17 protein-coding genes and 1 tRNA gene are annotated in these 22,193 nt (G+C 63.1%); 4 read left to right on the forward strand and 14 right to left on the reverse strand.

The features are described 5' to 3' along the window. Positions 1-55 precede the first annotated feature (55 nt). The 5 genes from C41B8_RS10915 to glgB all read right to left on the reverse strand — a co-directional run bounded on the left by C41B8_RS10915 (position 56) and on the right by glgB (position 7,311). On the reverse strand, positions 56-460 hold the full coding sequence (locus tag C41B8_RS10915) for an Hsp20/alpha crystallin family protein (RefSeq protein ID WP_037337836.1): 405 nt from the start codon (positions 458-460) through the stop codon (positions 56-58). A gap of 365 nt (positions 461-825) precedes the next feature. Continuing rightward, positions 826-3,201 (reverse strand): phosphoketolase family protein, encoded by a 2,376-nt coding sequence (locus tag C41B8_RS10920; protein ID WP_037337838.1) that lies wholly within the window; start codon positions 3,199-3,201, stop codon positions 826-828. A gap of 128 nt (positions 3,202-3,329) precedes the next feature. Then, positions 3,330-3,545 carry a hypothetical protein gene (locus C41B8_RS10925; RefSeq protein WP_037337840.1) on the reverse strand — a complete coding sequence of 72 codons (216 nt, stop codon included), beginning with the start codon at positions 3,543-3,545 and terminating at the stop codon, positions 3,330-3,332. 101 nt (positions 3,546-3,646) lie between these two features. Beyond that, positions 3,647-5,143, reverse strand: a complete 1,497-nt coding sequence (gene glgA / locus C41B8_RS10930; RefSeq protein ID WP_037337939.1) for a glycogen synthase GlgA — start codon at positions 5,141-5,143, stop codon at positions 3,647-3,649. Next, positions 5,143-7,311: a 1,4-alpha-glucan branching protein GlgB gene (gene glgB, locus C41B8_RS10935; protein WP_037337842.1), complete on the reverse strand. Its 2,169-nt coding sequence runs from the start codon at positions 7,309-7,311 to the stop codon at positions 5,143-5,145. The genes glgA and glgB overlap by 1 nt, the downstream gene beginning before the upstream one ends. A 313-nt stretch (positions 7,312-7,624) precedes the next feature. Between glgB and glgC the strand changes: the two genes are divergently transcribed. From glgC to malQ, 3 genes are read left to right on the forward strand one after another with little or no spacing between them, the layout of a single operon-like run. Continuing rightward, positions 7,625-8,890 (forward strand): glucose-1-phosphate adenylyltransferase, encoded by a 1,266-nt coding sequence (gene glgC, locus C41B8_RS10940; RefSeq protein ID WP_037337843.1) that lies wholly within the window; start codon positions 7,625-7,627, stop codon positions 8,888-8,890. Next, positions 8,883-10,571 carry a glycoside hydrolase family 57 protein gene (locus C41B8_RS10945; protein ID WP_037337844.1) on the forward strand — a complete coding sequence of 563 codons (1,689 nt, stop codon included), beginning with the start codon at positions 8,883-8,885 and terminating at the stop codon, positions 10,569-10,571. The genes glgC and C41B8_RS10945 overlap by 8 nt, the downstream gene beginning before the upstream one ends. 4 nt (positions 10,572-10,575) lie before the next feature. After that, positions 10,576-11,955 (forward strand): 4-alpha-glucanotransferase, encoded by a 1,380-nt coding sequence (malQ, locus tag C41B8_RS10950; protein ID WP_037337848.1) that lies wholly within the window; start codon positions 10,576-10,578, stop codon positions 11,953-11,955. A gap of 314 nt (positions 11,956-12,269) precedes the next feature. Here malQ and glgP read toward each other — a convergent pair whose 3' ends face one another. Beyond that, a complete protein-coding gene (gene glgP / locus C41B8_RS10955; RefSeq protein WP_051883404.1) occupies positions 12,270-14,831 on the reverse strand; it encodes an alpha-glucan family phosphorylase in 2,562 nt (853 codons plus the stop codon). 338 nt (positions 14,832-15,169) lie between these two features. Between glgP and atpG the strand changes: the two genes are divergently transcribed. Next, positions 15,170-16,036 (forward strand): ATP synthase F1 subunit gamma, encoded by an 867-nt coding sequence (atpG, locus tag C41B8_RS10960; protein WP_037337854.1) that lies wholly within the window; start codon positions 15,170-15,172, stop codon positions 16,034-16,036. Positions 16,037-16,178: 142 nt separating this feature from the next. On the opposite strand, the gene C41B8_RS10965 is transcribed toward atpG, so the two are convergent. The 8 genes from C41B8_RS10965 to tolR form a co-directional block, all read right to left on the reverse strand. Beyond that, a tRNA-Lys gene (locus tag C41B8_RS10965) sits at positions 16,179-16,254 on the reverse strand. Positions 16,255-16,305: 51 nt separating this feature from the next. Beyond that, positions 16,306-17,007 (reverse strand): 7-cyano-7-deazaguanine synthase QueC, encoded by a 702-nt coding sequence (gene queC / locus C41B8_RS10970; RefSeq protein ID WP_037337863.1) that lies wholly within the window; start codon positions 17,005-17,007, stop codon positions 16,306-16,308. Positions 17,008-17,034: 27 nt separating this feature from the next. Continuing rightward, complete coding sequence (queE, locus tag C41B8_RS10975; RefSeq protein ID WP_037337941.1) at positions 17,035-17,667, reverse strand: 7-carboxy-7-deazaguanine synthase QueE; 633 nt, start codon at positions 17,665-17,667, stop codon at positions 17,035-17,037. Positions 17,668-17,762: 95 nt separating this feature from the next. Then, entirely contained in the window at positions 17,763-18,536 is a 774-nt protein-coding gene (gene ybgF, locus C41B8_RS10980) for a tol-pal system protein YbgF (protein ID WP_051883406.1), read from the reverse strand. A 13-nt stretch (positions 18,537-18,549) separates the two neighbouring features. After that, complete coding sequence (gene pal, locus C41B8_RS10985) at positions 18,550-19,134, reverse strand: peptidoglycan-associated lipoprotein Pal (RefSeq protein WP_037337866.1); 585 nt, start codon at positions 19,132-19,134, stop codon at positions 18,550-18,552. Positions 19,135-19,210: 76 nt separating this feature from the next. After that, a complete protein-coding gene (tolB, locus tag C41B8_RS10990; RefSeq protein WP_051883407.1) occupies positions 19,211-20,527 on the reverse strand; it encodes a Tol-Pal system beta propeller repeat protein TolB in 1,317 nt (438 codons plus the stop codon). Further along, positions 20,524-21,735, reverse strand: a complete 1,212-nt coding sequence (gene tolA, locus C41B8_RS10995) for a cell envelope integrity protein TolA (RefSeq protein ID WP_051883408.1) — start codon at positions 21,733-21,735, stop codon at positions 20,524-20,526. Before tolA ends, tolB begins: the two co-directional genes overlap by 4 nt. Beyond that, positions 21,736-22,179, reverse strand: a complete 444-nt coding sequence (gene tolR, locus C41B8_RS11000) for a protein TolR (protein WP_037337868.1) — start codon at positions 22,177-22,179, stop codon at positions 21,736-21,738. It lies immediately after the preceding gene. Positions 22,180-22,193 lie beyond the last annotated feature (14 nt).

Raw genomic sequence — 22,193 nt, forward strand, 5'->3', positions numbered from 1 at the left:
AAACCGGTTGACGGCGCGTTCTGCCACCGCGCCGCCGCCAATACGGGATGCCCGCTCATTCGGGTAACTCGCGTAATGCATCGGGTACCGGCGCGTAGAGCCGGGCGAAGCGGACTTCGACCGCGCCTTGCTCCGGCGCGACATCGAACCGGCGGCTGTCGGCGTCGAACGGCAAGCTAATGCTGCGAGCGAAATGACGCTGGCCGCAGGCGCCCGGATGCGGGCGCTGCGGGTCGTGCCAAACGCGTGGCCGCTCCCCGGAAAGCAAAAGCATGCCGTCCTCTACCGCGACCTTAATGGCACCCGCCGCCACGCCGGGCAATTCGGCACGGATCACATAGTGATCGGCAAATTCGCGAACATCGACGACGAGCATCCAGTCGTCCCGATCATCGGTGGCGACACGATGCCCGGCGCTCGTTTGCGCATCGCGATCGGGTTTATCCGTTGTTTGTCCCATGGTCGCCTCCGGACCATCCAGCGCCGAGCGGTGAACACCATTCGAGCCAGCGTGCCGTATTGGCGCGCGTCGATCGTTGATCAGGATCAAACGGTGCCCCGGGCCACCATGTCCGACACGGTCGGCCGACGCGATGGAAAAACAGCTGGAGACTCGCCGTTTTTTCCCGCGCGCAAAAACAGAATCCGAGCCTGTTCGTCTATGGCTTCAAAACGCCGACCGGCCGAGCGCAGCGGGCCGGTAGCGCATCGGCCCGCCGGACGAGACACAACGGCGTGTCGTCATGAAATACGCCCTCGAAAGGCAGACATCGCCCGCTGTTTCCCATGCCATTCACCGGAAGCGACAGCTATTTTTCTGCCGGGTTAATCACCCGCCCCCGGCCACTGCCAATCCCGCACCTCGGGCATGTCTTCGCCATGACGATCGATGTATTGCCGGTGCTGGATGAGCTTGTCGCACAGAAGCCGCTTGAGCCGCCCGGCGCGCGCATGCGGGCGCGGCAGCTGGTCGATCGCATCGATCGCCAGGTGGAAGCGGTCCAGTTCGTTGAGCACGGTCATGTCGAACGGCGTGGTGATGGTCCCTTCCTCCTGATAGCCATGGACCCGCATGCCACGATTGCAGCGACGATAGGTCAGGCGGTGCACCAGCCACGGGTAGCCATGAAACGCGAATACGACCGGCCGGTCGGCCGTGAACAGATCGTCGAAATCGGCATCGCTCAGACCGTGCGGATGCTCGCGGTCGGACTGCAGTTTCATCAGGTCGACCACGTTGACCACGCGCACGGTGAGTTCCGGCAGATGCTCGCGCAGGATGGACACCGCCGCCAGCGTTTCCAGGGTCGGCACGTCGCCGCAACAGGCCATCACGATATCCGGCTCCTCGTCGCTTTCGTTGCCGGCCCAGTCCCATACGCCGATGCCGCGGCTGCAATGCACGATCGCCTCCTCCGCGGTCAGCCACTGCGGGGCCGGATGCTTGCCGGCGATCACCACGTTGACGTAGTGACGGCTGCGCAAACAGTGATCCATGACCGACAACAGGCAATTGGCATCCGGCGGCAGATAGACGCGCACGACCTCGGCCTTCTTGTTGACCACATGATCGATGAAGCCCGGATCCTGGTGGGAAAAGCCGTTGTGGTCTTGGCGCCATACATGCGAGGCAATGAGGTAGTTGAGCGAGGCGAGTCGCGGCCGCCACGGTAGTTGCGTCGTCACCTTCAACCACTTCGCGTGCTGATTGAACATCGAATCGATGATATGGATGAAGGCTTCGTAGCAGTTGAACAGGCCGTGGCGCCCGGTCAACAGATAGCCCTCGAGCCAGCCTTGGCATTGATGCTCGCTGAGCACCTCCATCACGCGCCCGTCGCGGGCCAGCAGTGCATCCTCGGGCCATAGCTCGCCGAGCCATTGACGCGATGTGGCTTCGAACACGGCCTCGAGACCATTGGACAGCGTTTCATCGGGCCCGAACAGCCGAAAATGACGGCGTTCGTCGTTGAGCCGAATCACGTCGCGCAGGAATGGGCCGAGCACATGCGTGTCGCCCTTGCCGGTCGTGCCCGGCGTCGGGACCTGCACCGCGTAGTCGCGGAAGTCCGGCATGCGCAGATCGCGCAGCAACAGACCGCCGTTGGCATGTGGATTAGCGCCCATGCGCCGCGGCCCGACCGGTGCCAATTCCGCCAGCTCGGGCCGCAGGCGACCCGTGTCGTCGAACAGTTCCTCGGGCCGATAGCTTTTCAACCAGGCTTCGAGCTGTGCGAGATGCGCCGGGTTGGTCCGCGGATCTCGGATCGGTACCTGATGTGCCCGGAACGTGCCCTCGACCGGTGTGTCGTCGACCCGTGCCGGGCCCGTCCAGCCCTTGGGCGAACGCAGCACGATCATGGGCCAACGGGGCCGTTCGCAATCGCCACCGGACGCGACACGCTCGCGGGCTTCGCGCTGCGCGGCGCGAATTTGTTCGACCGCCCGATCCAGCGTGCTCGCCATGGCTTCATGCATCAGCGCCGGCTCGTGGCCCTCCACCCGGATCGGCGTCCAGCCATAGCCGCGCAGCAATTGATCGAGCTCGTCGTCGTCAATACGGGCCAGCACCGTGGGGTTGGCAATCTTGTAGCCGTTGAGATGCAGGATCGGCAGGACAGCGCCGTCGGTCGCCGGATTCAGGAATTTGTTCGAATGCCAGGCGGTAGCCAGCGGCCCGGTCTCCGCCTCGCCGTCGCCAACGACACAGGCGGCGATCAGTTCCGGGTTGTCGAACACGGCACCGAACGCATGGCTGAGCGAATAACCCAGCTCGCCGCCTTCGTGGATCGATCCGGGGCATTCCGGCGAGGCATGGCTTGGCACGCCGCCGGGGAAGGAAAACTGCATGAACAGCTGACGCAGGCCGGCTTCGTCGCGGCCGACGTCCGGATAGATCTCGCTGTAGGTGCCTTCGAGGTAGGTATGGGCGAACACCGCGGGGCCGCCGTGGCCCGGCCCCGAGAGATAGATCATGTCCAGATCGTGCGCCTTGATCGCCCGATTCAGGTGCGCATAGATGAAATTCTGCCCGGGCGTCGTCCCCCAATGCCCCAGCAACATCCGCTTGATGTGACGCGGCTCCAGCGGCCGGCGTAGCAATGGATTGTCGAACAGATACATCTGCCCGACCGAGAGATAGTTCGCCGCGCGCCAGTAGGCATCGATCCGCTGCAACAGGTCGGGATCAAGCGTTGCCATTGCATCCGTCCTTTCGCGTCGTCAAGCCCGGACGCGACCGACATCGACCCGTCACCACGGGCCGACGTCGCGAATCGTACGCCCGGAGGTTCAAACCGATCGCGCCGACAGACGCGCCGGGAAGAACGTCATCGTTTCCAGGCCGCCATGCGAGCTCGGCATTGCGGACGCCAGGGGCAGTCGCTTTCGTCGCAGGTATTGCGTTCGTCGGTAGCGAAACAGGGAATACCCCCGTCGCGCACCTGCTGGGCCCAGACATGCCAGCGCAACCGCGCCGGATCCCGCTGGCCGTGCAGGGCCGCCACGCGATGACCATAAACCTGTTGGAACTGCGTCTGGCTCATGAGTCTGACCCTCGGATGGGATGGCAGCGCCGATCCCGTGGATCGGGATCGGTATGTGCCACTACCTTAGGTCGCGCCGGACACGGGCGAATTGAGCCAGATCAATCCCGGGGCATCCCCTCGATGCCTCGCGACCGGGCTGCCTGGGCGTAGATCTCGAGGTAGCGGCTCGCACTGGCCCGCCAGCTGAAATCTCGGGCCATACCCGCTCTTTGAATCCGGCGCCAGACGTCCGGCTGGGCAAAGTAGGCGAGCGCGCGCTCGAGTGCTTCGATAAAGGCGGCTTCCGTAGCCGGCTCGAACACGAAGCCGGTCGCGCGCTGGTCTTCGAGCGTGTCCGTATCGGTATCGACGACGCTGTCGGCCAGCCCGCCGCAGCGATGCACCAGCGGTGGCGTGCCATAGCGCTGGCTGTACATCTGATTGAGGCCGCAGGGCTCGAACCGCGACGGCATGAGAAATAGATCGGCCCCCGCCTCGATACGATGCGCCAGCCCTTCGTCAAATTCGAGACGCACGGCGACCGCGGCGGGATGCTCGGCCGCGATCGCACGAAGACGTGCCTCGATCGCCGGATCGCCCCGGCCAAGCAAGGCCAACTGCCCGCCGCGTTCGAGCAGGCGCGGCAGGCCGGCCAGGATCAGATCGATCCCTTTCTGCGCCACCAAACGCGAGATCACGCCGCATAGCGGGGCCTCGGCACGCTGGGCAAGCCCCAGCTCGTGCTGGAGCGCTTTCTTGCAGCGTCGCTTACCGCGGAGATCTTCGGCGTCGAAACAGGCGGGAAGATACGGGTCGTCCGCTGGATTCCAGACGTCGGGGTCCAAGCCGTTGAGAACCCCCGACAGGCATTCGCCCCGTGCGCGCAGCAGCCCATCCAGCCCATGCCCCGCATGCGGCGTGCAGATTTCGCGGGCATAGGTCGGGCTGACGGTGGTCAACGCATCCGCGAACGCCAGGCCGCCCTTGATGAAACTGAGCTGGCCATGGAATTCGAGCGCGTCCCGGTGCCAGAGCCAGGCCGGCAAATCGAGCCGAGCGCGCGTCTCGGCCGCGAACAGGCCGCGGTATTGCAAATTGTGGATGGTAAAAATCGTCGTGGCCGGGACGCGTTCGAGCATGGCGTGTACTGGCACGAGCCCGGTTTGCCAGTCGTTGCAGTGGAGGATATCGGCCTGCCAGTCCAGTCCGGCCCGTCCGCCGGCCAGCGCTGCGGCAGCCCGGGCGAAAACCCCGAAGCGGTACGCGTTATCGGGCCAATCGTTGATATGTTCGTCATGATACGGATTGCCGCGTCGGTCCCCGACGCCCGGCAGGTCGACAAACCAGCTGCGCAGGCCGCTGGAATCCGGTCGGGTCGTCAATAGACGTATCCCGGCGACCGGGGGCCGGAACCCGGGGACGGCGGTCAATTCGGCATACTGGGCCAGCACATCGCCATAGGCCGGAATCAGCAACCGTACATCGTGGCCCGCGGCTGCCAGCGCGCGTGGCAGACTGCCGGCGACATCCGCCAGCCCGCCGGTCTTGATCCAGGGCACTGCCTCACTGGCGACAAAGAGAATACGGTGTCGTCGTACCGGATGATCGTCGGGCATCATGGCCGTGGCCCCCGCTGAAGAATCAGGCCGCCGAGGGGCGGCAGCGTCAGAACCAGCGATTGCGCCCGGCCATTGCAGGCTACCGCTTCACTCTCGATCCCGCCCAGGTTGCCGACGTTGCCGCCGCCATACATCGAGGCATCGGAATTGAGCCGCTCGCGATAATAACCGGGCTCGGGCACGCCAAGACGATAGCCCTCGCGGGCCTCGGGCGTGAAATTGAGGATCACGACGATGTCCTGGTCGCCGCCGCGTCGCTGGTAAGCGATGATGGAATGACCGGCGTCATCGCAGTCGATCCATTCAAAACCGGCCGGCTCGAAGTCCCGACGATGCAATGCCGGCTCGTTCTGATACAGACGCCCGAGATCGCCAATCAATGTAGCGATGCCGCGCCGCTCGGGCTCGTCGAGCAGGAACTGCGGCAAGGCCAATTGATCGTTCCATTCCCAGGGATTGGCCATTTCCGCGCCCATGAACAACAGTTTCTTGCCCGGATAGGTGAACTGATAGGTATACAGCAGGCGCAGGTTCGCGCGTTTCTGCCACGGATCACCGGCCATCTTGCCGTAGAGGGAGCCTTTTTCGTGTACGACCTCGTCGTGCGACAAGGCCAGTACGAAATTCTCGTTGAAGGCGTATAGCAAACCGAAGGTGAGTTCGTCGTGGTGGTAGGCCCGGTGAACCGGGCGGCGATGCAGATAGTCGAGCGTGTCGTGCATCCAGCCCATGTTCCATTTCATGGAAAACCCGAGCCCCCCGGCTTCGGGCGGACGCGAGACGCCCGGCCAGCTGGTCGACTCCTCGGCGATGGTGACGCTGCCGGGGCATTCGCCATGGGTGAGCACATTCAGTGTGCGCAGGAACTCGGTCGCCTCGATGTTTTCATTGCCGCCGTGCGCGTTGCGCCGCCAACGACCCGCCGCGCGGGCATAGTCCAGATACAGCATCGACGCCACGCCATCGACGCGCAGGCCGTCGAAATGGAATTCCTGCAACCAGTAGAGCGCGCTCGACAACAGGAAGCTGCGCACTTCCGGGCGGCCGTAATCGAACTGCAGCGTCCCCCACTCCGGATGCTCGCCGCGCAACGGATCGGCGTCTTCGTACAGAGCCTCGCCATCGAAGCGGGCGAGCCCGAAGTCGTCGCGCGGGAAGTGCCCCGGTACCCAGTCGAGATATACGCCGATACCCGCTTGATGCAGCACATCGACGAAATAGCGTAGATCGTCCGGCTCCCCGTAACGGCTGGTCGGCGCGAAATAGCCCGTGGGCTGATAGCCCCAGGAGGCGTCCAATGGATGCTCGGTGAGCGGCATGACCTCGACGTGGGTCATGCCCAGCTCGCGTACATAGGGCACCAACCGATCGGCGAGCTCGCGATAGTTGAGAAAGCCGCCGTCGGGCTGGCGTTGCCAAGAGCCGAGGTGCACTTCATAGATGGCGATTGGCGCCCACTGCCAGGCGCCGCGCGCGGCCATCCAGTCGCCATCGCCCCAGATGTGGTGCGACGGCCCGGTCACGACCGCGGCCGTGGACGGCCGGCGCTCGAAGCGCCGCCCATAGGGATCCGTCTTGTGCCGCACTCGCCCGTTCACATCGCGAATCTCGAATTTGTAGAGCGCGCCCTCGGACAGTCCCGGCACGAACAGCTCCCAGACGCCGCTGCGGCTATGGATGCGCATGGGATGCGCCCGCCCGTCCCAACGGTTGAAGTCGCCGATCACGCTGACCCGCTCGGCCCGGGGCGCCCATACGGCGAAACGCGTACCTTCGATCCCCTGATCCGTCGCCTGATGCGCGCCCAGCAGGCGCCACGCCTGGGTGTGTTCACCGGTATTGAAGCGCGCTAAATCGGTTTCATGCAGCAACGAGGCAAACGCGTACGGATCGTGCTGTTCATGCCGATGCCCGTATTCGTCGATCCAGCTCAGGCGATAGTCATCGGGCAACCGGCCGTCGTCCCCCTGCCATTCGAACAAGGCCGAGTTGCGGTAGCGCGTCATGGGCTCGTTCAACGGCATTAACCAAGCGCGATGTGCATGCGGCAGGAAGGCGCGGACGACTTCGCCGTCGCGGCCGACGTGGCGGCCGAGCACGCGATGCGGATCGTGCAAACGGGCATCCAGCAGGCGGATGACCTGTTCATTATGCGAGTCGTTCACGCTGCTTCATCCCCGGCCGGGTCAACCGTTCCATCCTGCGGGATAGTTCCGCACGATATTTTGCGCGAAATCAATACCACCGCCCTCTTTTTGTCTTAATCTGTAAATAGCCGTCGATGTTTCGCCCGAGTCCATGGCCCGAAGGGTTGAATCGCCATAAAAATTGACGAGGGACGCCTCTCGGCATCGCGAGTCCGAGGCGCGGCCTGCCCGGAGCCGATGGCCAGCGGAACACGATGTGCGGACGCCGACGCGGTGCGCGCACGCTGCGTCAATAGGCCCGGGTACGGGGTTATGGTGGAGGGTGGTGACCATGGATGGCGAAAAACAACAAGCACATTCCAATCGCTTCATCAGTCTGGTCACACGCGACACGCTCGCCATGGTCCTCGCCGGCGGTCGGGGCACCCGGCTGGGCGGCCTGACGCGACGACGCGCCAAACCTGCCGTGCCCTTCGGCGGCGAGTTCCGCATCATCGATTTCGTGCTGTCGAACTGCATCAATTCCGGTATTCGCCGGGTATCGGTGCTGACCCAGTACATGGCGCATCCGTTGATCCGCCACATGCATCAGGCCTGGGGTTTCCTGCGCGGTGAATTCGGGGAATTCGTCGAGGTCGTGCCTGCCCAGCAGCGCATGGGCGAGGCCTGGTACCGCGGCACCGCCGACGCCGTTTATCAGAACCTGGACATCATAGCGGAGCATGAGCCCCGATTCGTGCTCGTGCTGGGCGGCGATCACGTCTACAAGATGGATTACGGCCCCATGCTGGGTTTCCATATCGGGCACGAGGCCGACGTCACCGTGGGCTGCGTGGACGTGAGTCTGGATGAAGCCCGGGGGTTCGGCGTGATGACGGTGGACGATGACCAGCGCATCCGCTCGTTCGATGAAAAACCCGAGGCGCCCACGCCCATGCCGGGCCGCCCCGATCGAGCGCTGGCATCAATGGGCATCTATGTCTTCAGCACCGACTACCTGGTGCACATGCTCGAGGACGACGCTGCCAATCCCGACTCGAGCAGCGATTTCGGCAAGGACATCCTGCCGCGAGCGGTCGCCGAGAATCACGGTGTCTATGCCTACCACTTCAACAAGCATACCGATTCCGGCACCGGCTACTGGCGCGATGTCGGCACACTTGACGGCTATTGGAACGCCAATCTCGAGCTGATCAACGTCACCCCCGAGCTCAACCTCTACGATCGGGACTGGCCGATCTGGACTTATCAGGAGCAGGTCCCGCCGGCGAAGTTCGTATTCGACGACCAGGGGCGCCGGGGCGAGGCCGTCAATTCCATGGTGGCGGGCGGCTGCATCGTGTCGGGCGCGACCGTGCGACGCTCGTTGCTGTTTTCCAGCGTACTGGTTGCCGAACGCAGCGTGATCGAGGATTCGGTGATTCTCCCGGATGTGGTCATCGGCGCCGATTGCCGGATTCGTCGCGCCGTGATCGACAGCGACTGCCATATTCCCGACGGCACCCAGATCGGTATCGACGAGGTCGCCGATGCCCGTCGCTTCGAAGTGACCCACGAGGGCATCGTCCTGGTGACCCGTGAGGCCCTCAATGGCTGACACCAAGCGCCCGCCGTTGCAGATCGTGCTGTGTTGGCACATGCACCAGCCGGATTATTTCGATCCCACCAGCGGCCGGTTCCAGGACCCCTGGACCTATCTCCACGCGATCAAGGACTACGTCGACATGGTGGCGCATCTCGAGGCCCATCCCGACATGCGGGCGGTGGTGAATTTCTCGCCCGTGCTGCTGGAGCAGATCGAGGCCTATACCACCGACCTGACCGCCGTGGCCGCCGGGGGTGGGCGAATTCATGATCCGCTGCTCGCCGCGCTGCATCAGCCGTTGATCCCGAACGAGCGGGAGGAACGCATCATGCTGCTTCGCGCCTGTCTGCGGGGCGCGGAGAATCGCTTGTTCGAGAACCTGGCCGTCTATCAACGCCTGGTCGCGACCGCGCGCCACATGCTCGCGCATCCGGACGAAATCGGCTATCTGCACGATCAGTTCTTCGTCGACCTGCTGGTCTGGTACCACCTCGGCTGGATCGGCGAGACGGTGCGGCGCAGCGATGCGCGTATCCAGGACCTGCTGGCGCATCAGCAGCACTACAGCATGCTCCAATGCCGCACGCTGGTGGCCGTAATCCGCGAGCTGATCGGCGGGGTGATCGATCGCTATCGCGTTCTGGCCGATGCCGGGCGCATCGAGTTGTCGATCACGCCGTACAGCCATCCTATTCTGCCGCTGCTCATCGATTTGAACAGCGCGCGCGCTGCCTGGCCGGACTGCCCGATGCCGCTCGCCGCGGCTTATCCGGCCGGCGAAGATCGCGCCCGCTGGCAGCTCACCCGGGCGCGCGAAGTCTATGAACGCTTCTTTGGCCATCCCCCGGCCGGCTGCTGGCCGGCCGAGGGCGGCGTCTGCGACCGCACGGTCGCGCTGGCCGGAGAAGCCGGTTTCACCTGGGTCGCAAGCGGGCAAGCAGTGCTACGCAACAGCCTGGCCGATGAAGAGCCCGCCATGACCGCGCTCTATCGCCCCTACCGGCTACCGAATGGCGGCGCGGCCTGTTTCTTTCGCGACGATGCATTGGCCGACGCCATCGGCTTCGTTTATCGCGACTGGCACGCCGACGACGCGGTTGCCGAATTCATCCATCGGCTTGAAGCGATCGACGCCGCCCGAACAGACAACCAGCCCATGGTGGTCCCGATCATTCTCGATGGCGAAAACGCCTGGGAATACTATCCGGAAAACGGCTATCACTTTCTCGGCGCCCTCTATACCGCGCTGGCCAGCCACGAACGCCTGGCCACCACGACTTTCTCTGCATTTCTCGAAGCGGCCCCGCGCGCGGCCGGCCGACTGCGCAAGCTGGTGGCCGGCAGCTGGGTTTATGGCACGTTCTCGACCTGGATTGGCGATAGCGAGAAGAATCGGGCCTGGGACATGTTGGCCGCTGCCAAGCACGTGTTCGATCAGAGAGCCCCAGCGCTGGACGATGCCACGCGTGCCGCCGCCGAGCGCCAGCTCTCGCTGTGCGAAGCCTCGGACTGGTTCTGGTGGTTCGGCGGCGACAACGCGGCGGATACGGTCACCCATTTCGAGCGCTTGTTTCGCGTGCATCTCGCCGCGCTATACCAGCTGCTGGGTTGCGACCCGCCCGATGCCCTGGCCCATGTATTCACCCACGGCGTGAGCCACGGCAGCGTCGATACCATGCGCCCAGCCCACTGACCCGATGCCGCACACGTCCGCCTTGGATCGCCGACGCAGCGGCGTGCTGCTGCATCCGAGTTCGTTGCCGCGGCCTAGCGACGGCCGGGCAGCGCCGGGCGAGGCCGAACGGTTCTGTGATTTTCTTGCCGCCTGCGGCTTCAGCGTATGGCAGACCCTGCCCCTGAATCCACGCGACGAGACCGGCAGCCCATATCGCAGCGCGTCGGTGTTCGCGATCGATCCAGCGCTGCTCGCCCTCGACGAAACGACCGCCGTCGAGTCGCCTCCCGATCTGGAGACCTTTGTCACGGAACAGGCGTACTGGCTGCCCGACTATGCGCTGTACATGGCGTTGCGGCGCGAACTGGGCCGGCCCTGGTATGACTGGCCGGCGCCACTGCGCCAGCGCGAACCCGGGGCGCTACGGGCCGCACGGACCCGGCACGCCGCGGCCATCGGCACCACCTGCCGCCATCAATTTCGCTGCCATCTCGCCTGGGCACGCGTGCGCGCGCAGGCACACAGCCGCGGGATCCGGCTGTTCGGCGATCTGTCGTTCTTCGTCGCCTACGACAGCGCCGACGTTTGGGCTCGGCGCGACCTCTTCCAGCTCGACGCGGCCGGCCGCATGACCGCGAACACCGGCGTACCCCCGGATTATTTTTCTGCCACGGGCCAGCTCTGGGGCATGCCGCACTACGACTGGCCGGCGATACGCGCCGATCACTGGCGCTGGTGGATCGAGCGTCTGCGGCGCCAGCTCGCGCTGTTCGATCTGTTGCGGCTGGACCATTTCCGCGGGCTCGCCGCCGCTTGGCGGGTGCCCGTGGACCGAGCCGATGCCGCCAGCGGCCGATGGGAGTCCGGCCCGGGCGATGCACTGCTGAGCGCGCTCACCGATGCCCTCGGTGCCCTACCGCTGGTGGCGGAGGACCTGGGGCAGATCACGGCCGATGTGGACGCACTGCGTCAGCGCGCCGGGCTGGCGGGCATGCGGGTGCTCCAGTTCGCTTTCGACGGCAACGCCGATAACGTCCATCTGCCGCACAATCATGCGAACAACGCGGTGGTCTATACCGGCACACACGACAACAACACGCTGCTCGGCTGGTGGCGCGAGGATTGCGACAGCGCCGCCCGCCGCCATGTCGCGGCCTATCTCGGCCAGCCGCCGGATCGCGTACCGGCGGCTCTTCAACGTCAGACGCTGGCCTCCGTCGCTCGGCTCGCGATCCTGCCGATGCAGGATATTCTGCAGCTGGGGGCCGAGGCCCGCATGAACCGACCGGGCACCGCGACCGACAACTGGTCCTGGCAACTCGAAGGCATACCCGAAGATCCGGAAACACGCGCTTATTACCGCTCGCTCAACACATTGTACGGCCGCTTGGCGGGCGACTGATCGCCAGGGCGTGTTGAGGTTTCGTGCGAGCGCCGCGTTGGCGTCCGCAAATCGTGACCGGCAAGGCGCGAGTCGCCGGCTCTGGGCGTGCCACGACCCAGACTCGCAACACCGTTGAGCGGCCCTGGTTAATTTTTTATGGGCGGCCCCACCCGAAGGGACAAGCGCCCATGAATTAACGACACGACGGCAATCCAGCGTTGTCGCTCTCTCGCGTAGGCCCACTACGCCACGTTCGCTACGCGTCGTCTTGCCGCCCCTGGTTAATTTTCAGGGAGCGCTTGGCGCGGACTCGGACGAAACCTCAACACGCCCTAGAGCCAACGCATCAACCCGGTCTCGAATGGATGCGCGAGCATGGGGTGATGCGGATAAGCGCGCACTTGATATTCATAGCGCCCGGGCACCTCGATAGGCTCCGCGAGGCGATAAATCGCGGTACCATTCTCGCCGTTCTCCGGTGCGAGCAGACAGCAGATCCCGGCCTCGGTCTCGCCGTCGTCGCGCACGCGCGTCATGACGCATTCGAGCCGCAGATCCTCGGCGCTCAGCCCCTGTAGTTGTACTTCAATATGCAGTTCCAGCGGTTCACCGCTATCGATCTGCTCCGGTCGACCGTTGCTGCGGCTCAGGGTGACGCCGGGCCAGGCATCGGCGACTCGTTGCTTCCAAGCCACCAGCTCGGCAGCCGGCTTGCCGTTGTCACGGGCCAGACGACGACCGTGCCGGGTGGCCGGAATATACAGATTCTCGATGTAATTCAGCAGCATGCGCTGCGCATTGAAATGCGGCAGCACGGTATACATCGACGCTTTGGCACGCGCGACCCAGCCGGGCGAATAACCGAAATGCCCCCGGTTGAAGTACAACGGTATGACCTCGTCTTCAAGCAGATCCAGCAGGTCCTCGGCCTCGTAGTGATCGCGCTGCTCGGGGTCGCTGTGATTATAGGGTGTGATCGCCCACCCGTTGTCGCCCTGGAAACCCTCGCCCCACCAGCCATCGAGCACGCTGACATTGAGCGCCCCGTTGAGCCCGGCTTTCTGTCCGGAGGTGCCGCAGGCTTCCATCGGATACAGCGGCGTATTCAGCCAGACGTCTGCCCCCGCCACGAGCTGGCGCCCCATCGCTAGGTCGTAGTCCTCGAGCACAAACAGCTTGCCGGCGAATTCGGGCTGCTGCGACTGTTCGACCAGCGCACGAATCAATGCCTGGCCGGGTTCGTCCGCCGGGTGCGCCTTGCCGGCGAACAACAGGATGACCGGGCGCTCGGGGTCGTTGAGCAACGCCGCCAGCCGCGCCGCGTCGCGCAGGAGCAGCGTCGCCCGTTTGTAGGTGGCAAACCGCCGTGCGAACACCAGCACCATCGGGTCGCGTCCAAACGTCGGCTTCAACATGGCCAGGCGGCGCTCGATATGCGCTTCGCCCACGCCCTGGCGTCGATATTGGCGCGCCAGGCAGTTGCCGACATAGTCGAGCATATCCGCCTTGATCGACATGCGCTGCAGCCAGAATTGCTGGTCCGGTATCGACGCCACCAGGTCGTGCCAGAAATGATGATCGCACTGTCGGGCGCGCCACCCGGGCGCGTGCATATCGAAGAAATAGCTCCACTGCCGCGACAGAAAAGTCTGAACGTGGACGCCATTCGTCACGTATTGCAGCGGCGACTCGTCGATCGGCACCTGCGGCCAGATATGGGCCTCCATTTCCGCCGTCACGCCCCGATGGATCCGACTCACCGCGTTCTGATAACGAGATGCACGCAGCGCGAGCGTGGTCATGTTGAAGGCCGTCTGGTTCTGTTCGCTCTGGCCGAGGGCCAGCAGCTGTTCGAGCGGCAAATTCATCGCCTTGGCATAAGGCGCAAGATAAGCGGCCGCCAGATCGTGCTCGAATACATCGTGCCCGGCCGCAACCGGCGTATGGGTCGTAAACACGGTGGCCGCCGCGACCTGCTCGAGCCCGGCCTCGAATGTCGTGCCGGCCGCGATGGCTTCCCGACACCGTTCGACCATGAGGAACGCAGCATGCCCTTCGTTAACATGCCATACCGAAGGCTCCAGCCCGAGTGCGCGCAGCGCTCGGACACCCCCGACGCCCAGAACCAGTTCCTGCTCGATGCGGCGTTTCTTGTCACCGCCGTAAAGCTGGAACGTGATCGAGCAATCCGCCTCGTCATTGCCCTCGACATCCGTATCGAGCAAATAGAGCGCCAGATGGCCGATCTCGGCCCGCCATATCTGAACCACCACATCCCGTCCCGGCAACGGGACGACGATCTGTAGCGGCGCGTCGTTGTCGTCGCAAACCAGGGTAATCGGCAAATCGCGCAGATCGTGCGGTTGAAACAACGCCTTCTGGCTGCCGTCGCGCTCGATCTGCTGGCGGAAGTAGCCCTGGCGATACATGAGGCCCACCGCCACGAACGGCAGCCCTAGCCCGCTCGCGGCTTTGCAATGATCGCCAGCGAGGATGCCCAGCCCGCCGGAATACAACGGCAGACTCTCGTGCAGACCGTACTCGGCGCAGAAGTAAGCGATCAGCCCCTGTTCGGAATCCAGCTTTTCGGCAACGAGCGCAGACGGACGACTGGTCTGATCGCGATACGTCCGAAACAGGCCGAGCACGTACTGGTATTCCTCCAGGAAGGCGGCATTCCCGGCGAGCTCATCGATCCGCTGTTGCGAAATCCGGCGCAGGAACACTTTGGGGTTATGCCCGCATCGTTCCCACAACGCCGTATCCATGCGCCAGAACAAGCCACGGATATGGCGATCCCAGGCATACAGCAAATTTTCCGACAACGCCTTGAGTTCCGACAGGGATTCGGGCAACCGAGCCTGAACCTCCAGGACATACTTCTGACCTGACATGCCGTGACCTATTTTATAAACGCCGGAACCACCGCCGACGCGCGATTCGATGAGTCAGCACTCGCTCAATATATAGCGGTATCGCGGCGATTGAGCACACCCGCGGCGAATAATTTCGTAGCGCGCCGCTCCGACTCGAAGGATCGCCATGCGGCATCGTTACAAGACACGGCGCGCCATCTATTGACGCGGATCAAGACCTCCCGACACGGCGGTCACGTCCGGCACTGAAAGCGAGTGGTTGATTCGGATCAATCCACTTTCGCCAAGGCTGGTTACAATGCCGTCAGTCGATGCACCGTCCAGCCGTCGACCTACACCACGTGCCCGAGCCCTGGATGAGCCGAAGCCACGAAATCCAGCGGCAGATCCGCAATGTACAGCGCCTGCAACGCGTGATGCGGTCCATGCAGCTGGTGGCCATGGCCAAGCGCCGCCGATGTACCGACCGAATGCTTGCTGGGCGTCCTTATGCCGCTGCCATTCGCCACGTCGCCCGACACGTGGTGGCCGCGCACAGCGAATTCAGGCACCCCTTGTTGGATCATCGCGATGACCAGCGCGCCGGCTATATCGTGGTGACATCCGATCGCGGCCTTTGCGGCGGTTTGAATCATCGGTTGCTGACACGCGTCAACCACGCGATGGATGCCCGAACGGAAACCACTGACGAGATCCCGCTGGGCGTATTCGGCAAACGTGGCATGGCATATTTTCGCCGGCGCGCCGGGCGGGTGCTCGCCTCCGCCAACAATCTGGCCGATGCCCCCGCCGCCGAAGCGCTCACCGAGACGATCCGAACACTCATCGATGAGTATGCCGAGGGCCGCATCGATCGCCTGTTCCTGGCGTTCAATCGTTTCGAGAATGTGTTGCACCAGAAGCCGATGATCGTACAGCTTTTACCGGTCCTGCCTATCGAAAGCGACGACATGCCGCACACTTGGGACTACATCTACGAGCCCGAGTCGATCGACCTGATCGACGCTGTACTGCGCCGCTATATTCATTATCAAATCTACCAGGCCGTGCTGGAAAACCGGGCGAGCGAGATGACCGCACGGGCCACCGCCATGCAGAAAGCGACCGACAATGCCGCCAACCGAATCAAGAAACTGACCCAGATTCGTCACAAACTTCGGCAGGCCGCGATCACCCAGGAGATTCAGGAGATTATGGCTGGATGCGAGGCAACCAGCGGCTGATCCGGGACCGACTCCGCCTCTTGCCCGCGTCGGTTCCGCCCCGCTTCAAACACAAATCCACCGCCGAACCGGCGCTGCTCACGCCATAAAAAAAGCCGCTTCATGAAAATGAAGCGGCTTTCGATGCCCCAAAAGGCTTGTCTGGTGGGCCGTGCAGGATTCGAACCTGCGACCAATTGATTAAAAGTCAACTGCTCTACCAACTGAGCTAACGGCCCCACGCGGAGCGCGAATGATACCGGAAAATAGCGGCTTTGCCACCCCCGAAATCAGGATTGCGGCGCATCCGGCTGGTAACGTGTTGGATCCGGCACACCTGCGGCTTCAAAGCCCGCACGACGCAGGCGACACGCGTCACACAACCCGCAGGCCCGGGCATCGTCATCGGCCTGATAACACGTCACGGTCTGGCTGTAGTCCACGCCCAGCTCGTGCCCGCGAGCGATGATCTCGGCTTTGGTCCGATGCATCAGCGGCGTCTTGACCGAAATTGGGTGGCCTTCCACCCCGACCTTGGTCGCCAGCGCCGCCATGCGTTCGAATGCTTCGATGAATTCCGGTCGGCAATCCGGGTAGCCCGAATAATCCACGGCATTCACGCCAATGTATATCGCATCAGCGCCGAGCACCTCGGCCCAGCCCAGCGCAACCGAAAGAAACAACGTATTGCGTGCCGGCACGTAGGTGGACGGTATGCCTTCGGTCGGGCTCTCGGGCACGTCGATGCTGGCATCCGTCAGGGCGGAGCCGCCCATGCCGTCGAAGTCGATCTTGACTATCTTGTGCTCGACCACGCCGGCTGCCGACGCGATCCGTCGGGCCGCCGTGAGCTCGGCGGTATGACGCTGGCCGTAGTCGAAACTCAGCGCGTAGCAGCGATAACCAGCCGCGGCCGCTTCGGCCAGGCAGGTGGTGGAATCGAGACCGCCGGACAAGAGAACGACGGCCGAAGGTTGTTCGGACGCAGACATCGAAGTTTTCCGAAAAAATGACGGGTATCAATGGCCCGGGGCGTCGCCCCAGAGTTGCTTGTGCAACTGAAGCTGGAAGCGTACCGGCAGTCGATCGGCTACGATCCAGTCGGCAAGATCGCGTGCGGTGATTTCGCCGTGGCTTGGCGAAAACCAGACAATACAGCCCGCCGGCGGCGTAATTTCCGCGAGCCGTGCCTTGGACCATTCGTAGTCGGCCCGCGAGCAAATCACGAATTTGAGCTGGTCGTGATCGGTGAGCGCCGCGATGTTGTCCCAGCGATTGCGTGCCGCCTCGCCCGAATCCGGCGTCTTGATATCCACCACGCGCGAGGCGCGCTCGTCGATCGGCCGGATATCCAGGGCGCCAGCCGTTTCCACCGAAACGTCGTAGCCCGCATCACAGAGCCGGCGTACGAGCGGCGCCACATTGGGCTGCGCGAGCGGCTCCCCGCCGGTCACACACACATCTCTAGCGCCGAAGGCCTCGACTTGGTTGATAATCTCATCGAGCCGGGTCCACTCGCCGCCATGAAACGCATACGCCGTGTCGCAATAATGACAACGCAGCGGACACCCGGTCAGGCGAATGAAGGTACAAACACGCCCGGCTGCCTTGGCCTCGCCCTGTAAAGAGCAGAAGATCTCCGTGATACGCAGCGCATCCTCACGCTGCGGCCAACGGCTTTCGCGTACGCCGTCACGGCGAAGCCCATCAGATCGAACGTCGAGAACATCGGGCACGGTGCGTCCGGTCAGCCGTTACCGAGCGACTGCAGCTTCTGCTTTGCCAGACCTGCGGAATCGCTGTTCGGATACTGGTCGATCACGCGTTGCAGCGTGGACTTGGCATTGTCGGTGTGATTTTGTGCAGCCTCGATGAGGCCAATCTTGTACAGCGAGGCGGGCACCTTGGAGGAATTGCCGAACTTGTTGACCACCGTTTCGAACGCCTGCTCCGATGCATCGAGGTTCTGCTGCACGTAGTAGGCCTCGCCGAGCCAATACCAGGCGTTGTCGGTCAGACTGGTATCCGGATGTTGCGAAACGAACTGCTTGAACGCGGCGATGGCCGCGTCGTACTGACCGTTCTTGAGCTTGTTGAAGCCATCCAGATACGCGGCCTGAGTGGCCGAATCGACATCCGAGGCATTGCTGCCGTCGTCATTGCCGGTGGCCGCCGCGCCGTTGCCACCGCCGGCGGCACCGTTTCCGGCACCGCCATTTTCGAGCTTGCTCAGTCGCTTGTCGAGATTCTGATAGAGATCGCGCTGCCCTTTCTCGTTCTGCTTGAGCTTGTACTGCAGCGTATCGACTTTGCCATTGAGATCCCGCACCTGCTGCTGCAGTTGCTGAATCTGCTGGTACAGGCTGAACAGATTCGACCCGTTGTCGTTTTGTGCCAACAGAAGCGGCTGGTGTCCGCCGCTACCGCCGACATCGGCCCGGGCCGGGCTCGCAGCCAGCCCGGCCGCGCTAAGCGCGACCGTGGCTGCCAGCGTGGTGGTGATCAACGCGTTCCGCATCATCGACCTCTAACGACTATTGGTTCGTGTAGATGAAGTCCACGCGACGATTCTTGGCATAGGCCGCCTCGGTGTGACCGAGCACGGCCGGCCGTTCTTCGCCGTAGGATATCGTGGTGATCTGGCTCGCGTTCGCGCCCGATAGAACCAGCGCCTGCTTTACAGACTCGGCACGACGCTCGCCCAGGGCGACGTTGTATTCACGCGTACCGCGCTCATCCGTATTGCCTTCCAGACGCAGATGCACGTTCCGGTGATTGGCCAGATACTGGGCGTGGGCCTGAATCACGTTGGAGTATTTGGACGGAATGGCGCTGCTGTCGAGCGAAAAATAGATGGTTCGCGTGGACAGCGGGTTGTTAGGATCGGTGAACAGGTGGCGATCCCCCTTGGGAATGCCTTCGAGGCCGCGCACATCGATATCGCGACTCTGCCCCATGCCCGAACTCTGGCCATTGCTCCCCTGCATGCCGGCTTCCGGCATGCCGCCGTTATTGCGGATGTTTTTGCTGCCCCCGCAAGCGGTGACCGCAACGGCCGTCGCCAGCAACACCATGACCAGCATCAGCCGGCGGGCGAATTGAAAATCGAAGTGACGCATTGCTCGAAAGCTCCTTGCTATTGTTGTTTATCAACCGCCGGCCGCTCGAATGCTGCCCGGCGTATTGATTCGTCGATCAGTACCCCAACGGCCCCCAGGCCGGCTCGCGTACTTCACCGGCCTGGGACAGCGTGGACTTCGCTTTCCCATCGACCGAGACGGTCGCCAGCGAGTTACTGCTGCCCTGGGTGGCATAGAGGATGGCCTGACCGTTGGGGGCAAATGCGGGACTGTCGTCCAGCGGCCCGTCACTCACGACCCGCACATTATTGTTCGCAAGGTTCATCACCGCAATGCGAAAGCCGTTGGCACTCTGCTGAACCATAGCCAGCAATTTGCCGTCCGGAGAGAAATCCGGACGCTGGTTACTCTGACCGTCGTAGGTCAAGCGCTGAACTTGGCCGCCATGACTACTCATCTCGTAAATCTGGGGTTTTCCGCCACGATCCGAGGTGAATGCGATTTTCTGTCCGTCGGGCGACCAGGCCGCCTCCGTATCGATCGAACTGCTGTGCGTGAGCTGCTGCATCTGCCCGGTCGACAGGTTATAGACGTAGATATTGCTGTCACCGTTCTGCGACTTGGTCAGCGCGATACGATTGCCGTCTGGCGACCACGCGGGAGCACCATTCACCCCGGAGCCCGACGCGATGGTACGCACCTTGCCGGTGGCCAGATCCTGAACGCGAACGCTGCTGACGCCCTTGTAGACATTGAACGCCACATAGGCGAGTTTCTTGCCGTCCGGCGACCAGGCCGGCGACATGATCGGGTCCTGGGACGAATAAACGGTGCTCGGGTGGCTACCGTCGTAATCCGATACCACCAGACGGAACTGGCGCTTATCGGCCGAACTCCCGGTTACGGTCACGTAGGCTATACGGGACAGGAAATAGCCTTTCTTGCCGGTGAACCGCTGGTAGAGCAGATTGGCGATCGTGTGGCCGGCCTGTCGCAACTGATTCGGCCCGGCATTGAGCTGGTAGCTCGCCACCGACTGGCCCTGTGCCGCATCCAGCAAATTGAATGTGATCTTGTAACCGCCCTGGCCGTTCGGCGACGCCGAGCCGACCACGAGATTATCGACGTGCTGTGTCCGCCAATTGTCGTAGTTGACCTGATCCGGCGAACTCGGCTTAGCCAGCATATTGCCGCGTGGGAAGATCTTGAACAAACCGGTCGATGCCAGATCGTTGCTCGCGATCTGGGCGACATCGACAGGCATCTGCTGCCCCTGGCTCGAACCGAACGGCACGATCGCGATCGGGATCGCGCTGTCGGAACTCTTGGTGATATCCACCTGCAGGGCGGCCTGAGCCGGCGATACCGCGATGGCCATCAGGCACAGGGTCGCGAAGCCGACGACGAGCGATTGAAGATTCTTGTATTTCATTGGTCCGGCTTGAAGGTGAACTCGATTTCCGACTGGAACAGATTGTCCGAGGGCGGCGTGGGCAGCGGATCGGATTTGTAGATCGCCTGTTTGACCGAGCGGTCGATCGCCGCACTGCCGCAGGACCCGAGCAGCTGCACGTTGGTGATCTGGCCACCCGGCAGCTGAGTGACTTTAACCTTGCACGAGATATTAGAGGCGCCCGGCGGGCGAATCCAGTTGCCCTCGACCTTATCCTGGATGGCCTGAACATATCGCGCCATCGCTTTCTGATTGACGGCGTTCTGCCGCCCGGCCGCTTCCTGAGCCAGCGCTTTCTGGAGGTCGGCCTTCGCGGCGGCTTCACGCGCCTGCTTTTGCGCCTCGGCTTTCTTCTTGGCCTCGGCCTCCTTGCGCGCCTTTTCTTCGGCGGCTTGTTTCTTTGCCTCGGCTTCCTTGCGCGCTTTTTCCTCGGCCGCCTGCTTTTTGGCCTCGGCTTCCTTACGCGCTTTTTCTGCGGCGGCCTTCTTTTGGGCTTCGGCTTGCTTACGCGCCTTTTCCTCGGCGGCTTGCTTCTTGGCCTCGGCCTCCTGCTGCGCTTTTTGCTCGGCCGCCTTCTTTTTGGCCTTGGCTTCCTCGCGCGCTTTCTTTTCGGCGGCCTGCTTCTTGGCTTGGGCTGCCTTGCGCGCCTGTTCGGCTGCCGCCTCTTGCTTCGCCTTTTCTGCGGCCTCCTTCTCGGCCTGTTCCTGGGCCGCTTGTTGTTTAGCCTTTTGAGCCGCTTCCTGCTTGGCTTTCTGCTCGGCCGCCTGTTTCTTTGCTTTTTCAGCCGCCGCCTGTTGCGCGGCCTTCTGTGCCGCCTCTTGTCGAGCCTGTTGCGCGGCTGCCTTCTGTTGCGCCGCTTTTTCGGCGGCTTGCTGCTGCGCCTTCTGCTGAGCGGCTTTTTGCGCCTCGGCTTGCTTCTTTGCCGCCTCGGCTGTGGCCTGTTCGTTCTGCTGCTGGTCCGGCTTCTGCGGCTGCTTCTGCGCCGGCTCACTGGACGCCGGCGTCGACTGTGCGCTGGCCTGCACCACCGAGGCCTCGATGATCGAACGCCCGCGATTACCCTTCGAGGCCGAGTCGTGGAAGAACTGGATACCGAAAATCAGAAAAGCGGCAACAAGCACGTGCAGCAGGACGGCCAGAACCACCGCGCGCCAATGCTCACCCATCTTTTCCAGCAGATCGAGCACCTATCCCCCGCTTTTCGACTTGGGCTCGTCGACGTTGTTCGTAATCAGGCCCACATGCTCGGCACCGGCCTGTTGCAGCAGCACCATGCCGCGAACCACGTTGGCATAGGCCCCGGACCCGTCGCCACGCACCGCCACCGGGGCGTTGGGACGCTCATTAAGCACTTTGGAAACCGTGGCGGTAATCTCATCCGGCGATAGCGGCTTGTCGGGTGATGGCCCGACATTGAGCGACATATCGCCATCCTTGGTGACGGTGAGCACGATCGGATGATCGTTCTTCATGTCCAGCACCTTGGCCGGCGCCTTGGGTAGATTGACATTCACCCCGGTCGTCAGCAGCGGCGCGGTCACCATGAAGATGATCAGTAACACGAGCATGACGTCGATGTATGGAACGACGTTGATCTCGGCGGCCAGACGGCGTTTTTTTCGCGTTCTCATGATCGATGGAACCT

Origin of the sequence: Salinisphaera hydrothermalis C41B8 (genome assembly GCF_000732535.1) — a bacterium.
Lineage (GTDB): Bacteria > Pseudomonadota > Gammaproteobacteria > Nevskiales > Salinisphaeraceae > Salinisphaera > Salinisphaera hydrothermalis.

What these genes read in the sequence shown, in the direction of transcription:
- C41B8_RS10915 (WP_037337836.1), bottom strand. Translation starts at nt 460, where the DNA reads ATGGGACAAACAACGGATAAACCCGATCGCGATGCGCAAACGAGCGCC.
- C41B8_RS10920 (WP_037337838.1), bottom strand. Translation starts at nt 3,201, where the DNA reads ATGGCAACGCTTGATCCCGACCTGTTGCAGCGGATCGATGCCTACTGG.
- C41B8_RS10925 (WP_037337840.1), bottom strand. Translation starts at nt 3,545, where the DNA reads ATGAGCCAGACGCAGTTCCAACAGGTTTATGGTCATCGCGTGGCGGCC.
- glgA (WP_037337939.1), bottom strand. Translation starts at nt 5,143, where the DNA reads ATGCCCGACGATCATCCGGTACGACGACACCGTATTCTCTTTGTCGCC.
- glgC (WP_037337843.1), top strand. Translation starts at nt 7,625, where the DNA reads ATGGATGGCGAAAAACAACAAGCACATTCCAATCGCTTCATCAGTCTG.
- C41B8_RS10945 (WP_037337844.1), top strand. Translation starts at nt 8,883, where the DNA reads ATGGCTGACACCAAGCGCCCGCCGTTGCAGATCGTGCTGTGTTGGCAC.
- malQ (WP_037337848.1), top strand. Translation starts at nt 10,576, where the DNA reads ATGCCGCACACGTCCGCCTTGGATCGCCGACGCAGCGGCGTGCTGCTG.
- glgP (WP_051883404.1), bottom strand. Translation starts at nt 14,831, where the DNA reads ATGTCAGGTCAGAAGTATGTCCTGGAGGTTCAGGCTCGGTTGCCCGAA.
- atpG (WP_037337854.1), top strand. Translation starts at nt 15,170, where the DNA reads ATGAGCCGAAGCCACGAAATCCAGCGGCAGATCCGCAATGTACAGCGC.
- queC (WP_037337863.1), bottom strand. Translation starts at nt 17,007, where the DNA reads ATGTCTGCGTCCGAACAACCTTCGGCCGTCGTTCTCTTGTCCGGCGGT.
- ybgF (WP_051883406.1), bottom strand. Translation starts at nt 18,536, where the DNA reads ATGATGCGGAACGCGTTGATCACCACCACGCTGGCAGCCACGGTCGCG.
- pal (WP_037337866.1), bottom strand. Translation starts at nt 19,134, where the DNA reads ATGCGTCACTTCGATTTTCAATTCGCCCGCCGGCTGATGCTGGTCATG.
- tolB (WP_051883407.1), bottom strand. Translation starts at nt 20,527, where the DNA reads ATGAAATACAAGAATCTTCAATCGCTCGTCGTCGGCTTCGCGACCCTG.
- tolR (WP_037337868.1), bottom strand. Translation starts at nt 22,179, where the DNA reads ATGAGAACGCGAAAAAAACGCCGTCTGGCCGCCGAGATCAACGTCGTT.